Source organism: Methylobacterium goesingense, assembly GCF_022179225.1.
In the GTDB taxonomy this organism is placed as follows: Bacteria; Pseudomonadota; Alphaproteobacteria; order Rhizobiales; family Beijerinckiaceae; genus Methylobacterium; species Methylobacterium goesingense.
Map to the genome: position 1 here is coordinate 18,177 of NZ_BPQL01000051.1, position 9,574 is coordinate 27,750.

Genomic DNA, 9,574 nt, shown 5'->3' on the forward strand with positions numbered 1-9,574 from the left:
CGAATCCGCAAGGACGCGCCATGACCCTCTACGCCCTCGGGCCCCACGAACCGCAGATCGCCGATGCCGCCCGCCTCTGGATCGCCCCCGGCGCGCACGTGATCGGGCAGGTCCATCTCGACCTCGACGTCTCGGTCTGGTTCGGGGCCGTGATCCGGGGGGACAACGACACCATTCGGATCGGCGCGCGCACCAACGTCCAAGACGGGGCCGTGCTGCACGCCGACCCCGGGTTTCCCCTCGAGATCGGCGCGGACGTCACGATCGGCCACCGCGCCATCGTGCACGGCTGCACCATTGGGGACGGGAGTCTGGTGGGCATGGGCGCCACCATCCTCAACGGCGCCCGCATCGGACGCAATTGTCTGATCGGCGCCAACGCCCTGGTGACGGAAGGCAAGGAATTTCCCGACAACAGCCTGATCGTGGGCGCACCCGCCCGGGTGGCCCGCACCCTGGATCCGGAGGCCGCCGCCAGGCTCGCCCGCACGGCCGAGAGCTACGTCGGCAACGGCCGCCGCTTCGCCGCCGGCCTCCGGGCGCTCTGACGCGGGCACGTCGGGCCGCGATGCCGGCCTGCGGCTCCGTCGCCACCCCGGGCGACGCATCCGAATCCGGGGGTGCCGCGTTCTGTGACGGATCGGCCCCGTGCGGGCGCAGCGACGTGCGGGATGCGGTGGACGGAACGGCGCGCGACCTTCGACGGGAATCCTCCGGCACCCCGGAGCGCGGCGGCATCGTCATCGGCATCCACGGCCTGGCCAACAAGCCGCCGGCGGACGAGAAGACGCGCTGGTGGAAAGCGGCCATCGCCGAGGGCATGGCCCGCAACGCCGGCCTCGCCGACCCGGCGTTCCGATTCGAGTTCGTCTACTGGGCCGACCTGCGCTACGACGCCCCCCTCCCGGAGGACGGCAACCGCGAGCCCTACCGCCCCGAGGCCGGCACGGGCCCGCTCCCCGAGGGCGAGACGGCCCCGAGCCTGACCGCCAACGACGTGCTCGCCCCCGTCTATGCGGGGATCGACACCCTCGAGGAGGCGACCGGGGTCACCCTCGTGGACGACGCCATCCTGGAATACCGCTTCGACGACCTCTGGCACTACCATGCCGAGCAGGACTTCGCCCGCCGGGTCCGCGCCCGCTTGGCCGAGCGCCTGCGCGCGTTCCGGGACCACCGCATCCTGCTCGTCGCGCATTCCATGGGCGCGGTCATCGCCTACGACGTAATGCGCCTGCTGGAGCGGGAGGAGCCCGGCCTGCGGATCGACCACCTCGTCACGGCCGCCGCCCCCCTGGGCCTCGCCAAGGTGAAGTTGAAGTTCGAGGCCGAGCACGGCGCCCTGCGCGTGCCGGACAACGTCTTGGCCTGGACGAACCTCGCGGACGGCGAGGACGTGGTGGCGATCATGGGGGAACTCGGCGCGGACTACGTGGCGAGCGCCACCGGCATCGCCCTTACGGACTGTCGGGTGGCGAACGCCTACCGCCGCCCGGACGGCGAGCCGAACCACCACAAGTCCTACGGCTACCTGCGGACGCCCGAATTCTCGCGCATCGCGGCGGCCTACGCGCTCCCCGGACCGGACCCCGGCGCGCCCGCCGAATCCGGGACGGCGGCGAAGGTCGACGCCTGAACCCCCGACCCGTCGCTGCGGGTGAAGCCGATCTCGGCCGCGACCGCCTTCAGCCGCTCGGGTTCGCGCTCCTTGCGCTCGCTGTATCTGTCCACCAGCCGGTCGGCGCGCTCCCGGGTCAGCAGGGTGAACCGCATCAGCTCTTCGCACACGTCCACCACCCGGTCGTAGAGCGGCCCCGGCCGCATCCGTCCGTCCGCGTCGAACTCCTGGTAGGCCATCGGCACCGAGGACTGGTTCGGGATGGTGATCATCCGCATCCAGCGACCGAGCACCCGCAGGGCGTTGACCGCGTTGAAGCTCTGCGAGCCGCCGGAGACCTGCATCACCGCGAGGGTGCGCCCCTGGGTCGGGCGCACGCTGCCCTCGCTCAAGGGCAGCCAGTCGATCTGGGCCTTCATCACCCCCGTGAGGGTGCCGTGGCGCTCGGGCGAGACCCAGACCTGACCCTCCGACCAGATCGAGAGCTGCCGCAACGCCTGCACCTTCGGGTGCTCGGCCGGTGCGTCGTCGGGCAGGGGCAGGCCGTCGGCGTCGAAGATCCGCACCTCGCCGCCCATCGTGGTCAGGAGCCGCGCGGCCTCGTGGGCGAGGAACCGGCTGAACGAGCGCGGACGCAGGGAGCCGTACAGGATGAGGAAGCGCGGCGGGTGCGTGAACCCCGCGTCGAGACCGAGGTCCCGGCTCGTCGGCACCACGAAATGCGCCGGGCTCAGGTTCGGCAATCCGTCGGTGTAGGGCGGGAGCGGCTTGTCCACGGCGTCGAACTCCGATACATTTCAATAAGAGTTGAGATATTGCATCGATGATCGACGAACGGCAAGCCGTCGCGGCCTTCGCGGCCCTGGGCCAGGAGTACCGCCTGCGCATCGTGCGCGCCCTGGTCACCGCCGGGCCGGAGGGTCTGCCGGCCGGCGTGCTGGCGGGGTCGGTGGGTGTGTCCGGCACCAACCTGTCGTTCCACGCCAAGGAGCTCGCCCATGCCGGGCTGATCCAGTCCCGGCGGGACGGGCGCTCGATCCGCTACAGCGCCGCCTATCCGGCCCTGTCTGGCCTCATCGAATTCCTGATGCGCGATTGCTGCCAGGGGCGGCCCGAGGTCTGTGTCCCGGCAGTCGAGGCCCTGACGGCCTGCTGTTCCCCCGCCGGAGACGGAGACGGAGACCGAAGCCATGACTGAGCCGTCCCCGATCGCCCCCGAGGCGTTCGACGTGGTGATCTATCACAATCCCGCCTGCGGCACGTCCCGCAACGCCCTGGCGATGATCCGGAACGCCGGCCTCGAGCCGCACGTGATCGAGTACCTGAAGACCCCGCCCGCGCGGGCGCTGCTGATGTCCCTGCTCGACCGCGCCGGCCTCACGGTCCGCGACGTTCTGCGCGAGACGGGCACGCCCTACGCGGAGCTGAACCTGGGCGACCCGTCGCTGACGGATGCCGACAGGCTCGACGCGATCGCCGCGCACCCGATCCTGCTCAACCGGCCGCTGGTGGTCACGCCCAGGGGCGTGCGCCTGTGCCGCCCGTCCGAGGCCGTACTGGACCTGCTGCCGCCCCAGCGGGGCGCCTTCGCCAAGGAAGACGGTGAGCCCGTTGTGGACGCGCACGGGTACCGCGTCACCGGCCCCTGAACCTCCCCCGCCTTAAGAAGACGAAATCCGCCCGATGCTCGCCCTCGCGATCTTTCTCGTCACCCTCCTGTTCGTCATCTGGCAGCCGAGGGGGATCGGGATCGGGTGGAGCGCCCTGGCCGGAGCCGGGGTGGCCCTGGCCACGGGCGTGATCCAGCCCGCCGACGTGCCGGTGGTCTGGCACATCGTCTGGGACGCCACCCTCACCTTCGTGGCGCTGATCCTGATCTCGCTGCTCCTCGACGAGGCCGGGTTCTTCCACTGGGCGGCCCTCCACGTGGCCCGCTGGGGCGGCGGGCGCGGCCGCCGGTTATTTCCGCTGGTGATCCTGCTCGGGGCGGCGATCGCGGCCCTGTTCGCCAATGACGGGGCGGCCCTGCTGCTGACACCGATCGTCCTGGCGATCCTGCTGCGGCTGGAGTTCCGGCCCGAGGCCGCGATGGCCTTCATCGTCGCCTGTGGCTTCGTGGCGGATTCGGCCTCCCTGCCGCTCGTGATCTCCAACCTCGTCAACATCGTCTCGGCCAACCTCTTCGGGTTGAGCTTCGCGCGCTACGCCGCCGTGATGGGGCCGGTGAACCTCGCCTCCCTGGCGGCGACCCTGGCGGTACTGTGGCTGTTCTACCGGCGCGACCTGCCGGCGACCTATGCAGTGGAGACCCTGGAGGAGCCCCGCGCGGCGATCCGCGACGAGGCCGTGTTCCGGGCGGCGTTCCCGCTGCTGGGGGCCCTGCTGGCGGCCTACGTGCTCACCGCGCCCCTCGGGGTGCCGGTCTCGGTCGTCACGGGCGCGGGCGCGGTCCTGCTCCTCGGCCTCGCCCTGCGGGGCCAGGTCATCCCGGTCCGCCGGGTGCTGGCCGGAGCGCCCTGGCAGATCGTGCTGTTCAGCCTCGGCATGTACCTCGTGGTCTACGGCCTGCGGAACGCCGGCCTGACCGATTGGCTCGCCGGGGGGCTTGTCCAGCTCGGCCAGTTCGGGCCCTGGGCCGCCACCGTCGGCACGGGCTTTGCCGCCGCGCTCCTGTCCTCGGTGATGAACAACATGCCGAGCGTGCTGATCGGCGCCCTGGCGATCCAGCAGGCCCCGGACCTGCCGGCGCAGACCCGCGAACTCATGATCTACGCCAACGTGATCGGCTGCGACCTCGGCCCGAAATTCACGCCGATCGGCAGCCTCGCCACCCTGCTCTGGCTGCACGTGCTGGCGGCCAAGGGCCAGCGTATCACCTGGGGCCGTTACATGCGGGTCGGCCTCGTCCTCACGCCCCCGGTGCTTCTGGCGAGCCTGCTGGCCCTCGCCGCCTGGCTGCCGCGTCTCGGACCGGGCTGAAACCGGCGGAATTCGCGCGCCATCGCGGCGCAGGCGGTGGGAGGACGCTTCGGCGATGCCTATCTGAGGCGGACAGATCGGACGGGCTCGACCCGCGCGCCGGGTTTGCCCAAAGGAGACCGAAGACCATGAGCAACGAGAAGGCGATCCTCGCGGGCGGCTGCTTCTGGGGCATGCAGGACCTGATCCGGCGCCAGCCGGGCGTGGTCGCGACCCGCGTCGGCTACACCGGCGGCGACGTGCCCAACGCCACCTACCGCAACCACGGCACCCACGCGGAAGGTATCGAGATCCTGTTCGACCCAGCGCAGACGAGTTACCGGCGCATCCTGGAGTTCTTCTTCCAGATCCACGACCCGACCACGCCGAACCGGCAGGGCAACGACCGGGGCCTGAGCTACCGCTCGGCGATCTACTACACCGACGATACCCAGCGCCGGGTGGCGGAGGACACCATCGCAGACGTGAACGCCTCCGGCCTCTGGCCCGGCAAGGTCGTCACCGAAGTGGCGCCGGAGGGTCCGTTCTGGGAGGCCGAGCCCGAGCACCAGGATTACCTGGAGCGGCGCCCGGACGGATATACCTGCCACTACGTCCGTCCGAACTGGACCCTGCCGGTGCGCGAGACGGCCCGCCAAGAGGCGTGAGCGCGGGCGAACCGCCCCGCGCTCGCCCGGCGGGGGTCCCTACCGCAGGGTAGCGGATTCCCCCGCCGCGAGGGGACGGTCCTCGCCGTCGGGACCGCCCTGGGAGACGTGGGCGTTGAGGCGCTCGAGATGGGCGAAGACGTGCTCGAAGGCCCGGATCGTGGCCTGTTCGAAGGCGTCGCCGCCCTGCCCGGCCGCCGCCTTGAGCGCGGCCAGGAGGTCGCGGTGAGTGTCCGTATCGCTCGACATGGGGGGCTCCTCCGAGCCGGCAGATAGGCCGGCTTATCGGACCAAGTTCCGGCATCCGGCCCGGTTCCGGCGCCTCAGCTTGCGCCGGCGCCGCATTCGCGCGGGCAGAGCGCCCCGCAGGACGGGACGCCCGGCAGGCCGGAGCGCAGGCAGCAGACCCGGCGGCGCCGGCAGCCCCCCGCCCCCGGGCAGAGGGCGCGGGCCAGGGGCATCCCGCCCGACCCGCATGGCGGCGCGCCGCGACCGAGGCAAGCGGCGATCTCGGCGCAGGCCGAGACGTTCCGGCCGAGTTCCACCCCGAGTTCCCCCGCCACGTGGTCGAGGATCACGGCGGCGTTCCCCCACAGCACCCGGGGGGCGAGTCCGCACTGGCGGTGACACAGGGCGACGAAAGGGGCGAGGTGCGCTTCGACGAGGCCGCCGAGGCCAGGGGCGACGCCACAGGGCGCCTGCGCCGCGTTCGCCGCCACGAGCAGGCGGGCGGGGCGCCCGGCATCGTCGAGTTCCAGGCTGGTGGCCTCGAAGGCCAGCGGCAGCGCGCGGCCGAGGCACACCAGCGCGGTCAGCGCCGGGGTCGCCAGCGCGGCGAAGTAGAACTGGCTCCAGTACGAGACGAGGATGCGGCGGTCGACCGCCCCGAAGCCGGCGCCGAAGGCCGCGAGCGTGGCGTCGAACACGGCCGGGTCCTGCAGGGCGGTCAGGGGCCGCGCCCCGGGTCCGCCGGAGCCGGCCACGACGCTGCCCCGGTAGGCGCCGAGGGAGTCCGGCACGCGGGCAGCGACCTCGGCGATCAGGACGTCGGGCATCAACGAGTCGGGGATCATGGCGCCGCCCCCGATTCCGGCCCCGTCCGGGCGATCGTGACCGCGAGCCAGGCGACCGCGAGGGCGTAGACCGGCAAGACGGCGGCGAAGTAGCCCGGCCAGCCGAGCCCGCCAGCAATGGCCGGCGCGGCGACCCGCAAGGGCATCGCCGCGAAGAAGGCCGCCCCGAACAGCAGGGCGTAGTCCGTGGCCGGGCGCGGCCCCTGGGCCCAGGTGTAGATCATGCGGAAGACCGGCACCCCGAGGATGCCCCCGCAGAGGAAGTTCAGGACGGTGGCGGCGACGGCGAGCCATGCCGCCCCGGCGGCACAGGCCGCCGCCATCAGCCCGCCCGTCACAAGCACGCCGAGGCCGCCCGCCGCGATCAGCCGGAGCGTGCCGAAGCGCGCAGCGAGGCCGCCCGCCACCAGGGCCATGACGAAGTTCACGGCCGGCAGCACGGTGCCGGTGAGGAAGCCGACCTGCGGCAGGCTCACCCCGAGGTCGAGGAGCGCCAGGGTGTTGGGACCGGAGATGAGATAGGCCGCGGCGAAGTAGGCCCCGAGAGCCAGGATGCGGGGCACGAGGGTGCGCAGGCGGGACAGGGCCCCGGCGAGACGCTCCGGTGCCCGGTCGCTCAGACGCGAGCCCCGCAGGCGCGCCTCCGGGTAGCGCAGGATCGGCAGGAGGCAGGCGAGGTCGAGGGCCGCGCAGGCCAGCACGGCGTTGGCCCAGCCCAAGGTCTCGTAGGCGCCCACCAGCACCCCCACGCCGAGGATACCTCCCAGGGAGGCGCCGCAGAGCTTGGCCGAGGCCATGAAGGCGCGTCGGTCCGCCGGCACGGTCTCGACCACCAGGGCCTCCAGGGCGATATCCATGGTGGCGCTGCCCGCGCAAGCCGCGATGGCGAGCCCGAGCAGCGCCGCCAGAGGCCAGTGCTCGCCCAGCGACAGCAGGCAGAGCAACCCGATGGTCACGGCCTGGGCTGCTGCGATCCAGCCCGTCCGGTGCGGCAGGACCGGCAGGCGAACGCGGTCGAGGGCGAGCGCCCACAGGAAGGTGAGGCCGACCGGCAGGTTGATGAGCTGGAGCAGGCCGACTTCGGTCAGGTCCAGCCCCTGCGCCCGCAGGATCAGCGGCACGGCGCCGGACAGGAAGCCGAGAGTGGCGCCGAACGAGACGTAGAGGCAGAAGAACGGCACCAGGGGCCGGACTTCCATCAGGGCAGCGCCGGCCCGCATTGTCGCGGACGGGCCGGAACGAATTCGCGTGTGCGTGACTGGGCCCGGTCGCATCGGCGGCGACCATGGCGAAGGTTTATTCGCAGATCAACGATTCAATACTTTAACTGGACCGGTTAAAAACTGGCCATCGACCGGTCGGATGCCTACCGGCGCGGAGTCGCCTCAGGGCCTTTGCGCTTCCTCGGCGAAGATCGTGATCGCCGAGCCGAGGTTCAGGGCCGGCTCGCGCGGCGTGTTGACGAAGCGCAGCTGCACCAGGGTCTCACCCATGATCGCCTTGAAGTGCGGGGTCAGGGCGAAGGGCAGGCAGCGGTCGAGGGCCGCGTAGGCGGAGGCCTCGTAGGCCCGGCGCGCGGCCTCGTCGCCCTTGAGGATGCGCGCCATGACGCGCGGCGGACCGCGCAGGCCCCCATTCGGCGCCAGCAGGAACCGGAACGCCATGACGGAGCCCTCGGTCCCGGCCGGAACGGTCCAGCACCCGACCAAGGCGGCCCGCATCTGCGCCCAGGAATCGATAGGTGTGCGGGCGTCGGTCGCTTCCGCCGCGAAGGCCGGTCCGCAGACCAGGAGGGTCAGTCCCGCAATGGCCGAGATCCCGCGCATCGCGTCGCCCCCGTCGCTTCGAGGCCAGAGCCTGTCCGCTTGCGTGGCCCGGCGCAAGCGGCCGGGGTAGGCGCAAGCCCGCGGGCGACGAAATCCATCCGCGATGGGACCTTTCCGGCGCTCGGCCGTTGACCTGGCATGCCTACCCGGCCCGCCGGGTGTGACCGCACGAGATAAAGGAAGCTCCGACATGAAGAATATCATCATCGCCGCCGCTCTCATCCTCACCCCCGTCGCCCTCGCGGGCACCGCCCAGGCGCAGGGCACCCTGCGCGGCGCCGAGCGTGGCGCCGAGGACGGCAACCGCGCCGCCGGCCCCGTGGGCGGCATCGTCGGCGGTGCCGTGGGCGCCGCGACTGGCACGGTCGGTGGTGTGCTCGGCGTCGATCCCGACCGTCGCGAGGAGCGCATGGAGCGCCGCGAGGAGCGCATGGAGCGTCGCGAGCGCCGCGACCGCTAAGGCGGACCCGACACCCGGCCCCACGGGGCCGGGCACCCGCTCGCCACGCGCGGGACGACATCGTGCACGATCCCGACCACCTGCATCACCACGTTCTGGCCATCGCGGCGCGCGTTTCCCCGCCCCTGGCCGAAGCCATCGCGGCGGTCGGTCCCCTGACGATCGAGCCCCCGATCCACATCGAGGTCGCCGCGCGCCTCTGTGTCGAGGTCGTGAACCAGCAACTCTCCATCCGCGCCGCCAACGCGATCTGGGCCCGGATCGAGGCCGCCGCCGCCGGGCTCGGGCTTGTGCCGCGCGACCTCTTCGTTCCCGAACACACGGATCTGCTTCGGGCCTGCGGCCTCTCGGGCAACAAGGTCCGGGCGCTCCAGGCCATCCGCGCCGCCGAGGCGGCGGGTCACTTGGATGACAGTCTCGCCACGATGACCCATGCCGAGCGCTCGGCCATCCTGTGCCGGATCAAGGGTGTCGGGCCCTGGACCGCCGACATGATCGGCATCTTCCATTACGGCGACCCCGACATCTGGCCGGTGGGTGACGTCGCCGCGGTCGGGTCCCTGCGCCGGCTGACGGGCCGCGACGACACCGCAGCGTTCGCCGCCGTTTTCGCGCCCTACCGCTCCGGGCTGGCGCGCTACGCTTGGCGCATCAAGGACCTGAAGATCGGTCTGCCTGCACCCGGCCCGGCAGCGGCCTGAGCGCCGCCACGACACCGGACCGGGATCAGCGGTAATCCGTCGGCGTCAGACCGTGGCGGGCGATCTTGTCGTAGAGGGTCTTGCGCGGAGTGCCGAGGGATTCGGCGGCGAGTCGCACATCCCCGGCAGCCACGATGAGTTCCTCGCGGATCAGCCCACGCTCGAAGCGGTCGACCTGCTCGGCGAGCGTCCCGGCGGCCACGGGCTCCGGCGCCGAGAAGTCCGTCTGCCCGAGGCCGAACGCTACGCCCTCGGCCTCGGGCAGACGGA

Annotated in this window: 14 protein-coding genes; 8 read left to right on the forward strand and 6 right to left on the reverse strand. The window is 72.1% G+C overall.

Annotated elements, in window-relative coordinates:
• Nucleotides 1–20 precede the first annotated feature (20 nt).
• Both MFF30_RS09780 and MFF30_RS09785 read left to right on the forward strand, forming a co-directional pair.
• A complete protein-coding gene (locus MFF30_RS09780) occupies nucleotides 21–548 on the forward strand; it encodes a gamma carbonic anhydrase family protein (RefSeq protein WP_238279154.1) in 528 nt (175 codons plus the stop codon).
• Between the two features lie 128 nt (nucleotides 549–676).
• The gene (locus MFF30_RS09785; protein ID WP_238279155.1) at nucleotides 677–1,636 is read left to right on the forward strand and encodes a lipase family protein; all 960 of its coding nucleotides are present in this window, start codon (nucleotides 677–679) and stop codon (nucleotides 1,634–1,636) included.
• On the opposite strand, the gene arsH is transcribed toward MFF30_RS09785, so the two are convergent.
• Nucleotides 1,567–2,394, reverse strand: coding sequence for an arsenical resistance protein ArsH (gene arsH / locus MFF30_RS09790; RefSeq protein ID WP_283205882.1), 828 nt, complete (start codon nucleotides 2,392–2,394; stop codon nucleotides 1,567–1,569). The genes MFF30_RS09785 and arsH overlap by 70 nt on opposite strands.
• 47 nt (nucleotides 2,395–2,441) lie before the next feature.
• Here arsH and MFF30_RS09795 point away from each other — a divergent pair, with 47 nt between their 5' ends.
• The 4 genes from MFF30_RS09795 to msrA all read left to right on the forward strand — a co-directional run bounded on the left by MFF30_RS09795 (nucleotide 2,442) and on the right by msrA (nucleotide 5,244).
• Complete coding sequence (locus MFF30_RS09795; protein WP_238279157.1) at nucleotides 2,442–2,816, forward strand: ArsR/SmtB family transcription factor; 375 nt, start codon at nucleotides 2,442–2,444, stop codon at nucleotides 2,814–2,816.
• Nucleotides 2,809–3,267, forward strand: coding sequence for an arsenate reductase (glutaredoxin) (arsC, locus tag MFF30_RS09800; RefSeq protein WP_238279158.1), 459 nt, complete (start codon nucleotides 2,809–2,811; stop codon nucleotides 3,265–3,267). The genes MFF30_RS09795 and arsC overlap by 8 nt, the downstream gene beginning before the upstream one ends.
• A gap of 34 nt (nucleotides 3,268–3,301) precedes the next feature.
• Complete coding sequence (locus MFF30_RS09805) at nucleotides 3,302–4,597, forward strand: arsenic transporter (RefSeq protein ID WP_238279159.1); 1,296 nt, start codon at nucleotides 3,302–3,304, stop codon at nucleotides 4,595–4,597.
• A 128-nt stretch (nucleotides 4,598–4,725) separates the two neighbouring features.
• Nucleotides 4,726–5,244, forward strand: a complete 519-nt coding sequence (gene msrA / locus MFF30_RS09810; protein WP_238279160.1) for a peptide-methionine (S)-S-oxide reductase MsrA — start codon at nucleotides 4,726–4,728, stop codon at nucleotides 5,242–5,244.
• 39 nt (nucleotides 5,245–5,283) lie between these two features.
• Here msrA and MFF30_RS09815 read toward each other — a convergent pair whose 3' ends face one another.
• The 4 genes from MFF30_RS09815 to MFF30_RS09830 form a co-directional block, all read right to left on the reverse strand.
• The gene (locus MFF30_RS09815) at nucleotides 5,284–5,493 is read right to left on the reverse strand and encodes a hypothetical protein (protein WP_238279161.1); all 210 of its coding nucleotides are present in this window, start codon (nucleotides 5,491–5,493) and stop codon (nucleotides 5,284–5,286) included.
• A gap of 74 nt (nucleotides 5,494–5,567) precedes the next feature.
• On the reverse strand, nucleotides 5,568–6,299 hold the full coding sequence (gene fhuF, locus MFF30_RS09820) for a siderophore-iron reductase FhuF (RefSeq protein ID WP_238279162.1): 732 nt from the start codon (nucleotides 6,297–6,299) through the stop codon (nucleotides 5,568–5,570).
• 14 nt (nucleotides 6,300–6,313) lie between these two features.
• Nucleotides 6,314–7,516: an MFS transporter gene (locus MFF30_RS09825; RefSeq protein ID WP_306424570.1), complete on the reverse strand. Its 1,203-nt coding sequence runs from the start codon at nucleotides 7,514–7,516 to the stop codon at nucleotides 6,314–6,316.
• A gap of 186 nt (nucleotides 7,517–7,702) precedes the next feature.
• Nucleotides 7,703–8,143: a UCP034077 family protein gene (locus MFF30_RS09830; RefSeq protein ID WP_238279164.1), complete on the reverse strand. Its 441-nt coding sequence runs from the start codon at nucleotides 8,141–8,143 to the stop codon at nucleotides 7,703–7,705.
• A 190-nt stretch (nucleotides 8,144–8,333) separates the two neighbouring features.
• Here MFF30_RS09830 and MFF30_RS09835 point away from each other — a divergent pair, with 190 nt between their 5' ends.
• Together MFF30_RS09835 and MFF30_RS09840 are read left to right on the forward strand one after the other, a co-directional pair.
• The gene (locus MFF30_RS09835) at nucleotides 8,334–8,603 is read left to right on the forward strand and encodes a hypothetical protein (protein ID WP_238279165.1); all 270 of its coding nucleotides are present in this window, start codon (nucleotides 8,334–8,336) and stop codon (nucleotides 8,601–8,603) included.
• Nucleotides 8,604–8,665: 62 nt separating this feature from the next.
• Nucleotides 8,666–9,304, forward strand: coding sequence for a DNA-3-methyladenine glycosylase family protein (locus tag MFF30_RS09840; RefSeq protein WP_238279166.1), 639 nt, complete (start codon nucleotides 8,666–8,668; stop codon nucleotides 9,302–9,304).
• A gap of 25 nt (nucleotides 9,305–9,329) precedes the next feature.
• On the opposite strand, the gene MFF30_RS09845 is transcribed toward MFF30_RS09840, so the two are convergent.
• A partial coding sequence (locus tag MFF30_RS09845; protein ID WP_283205883.1) for a helix-turn-helix domain-containing protein occupies nucleotides 9,330–9,574 on the reverse strand: 245 nt, incomplete at its 5' end.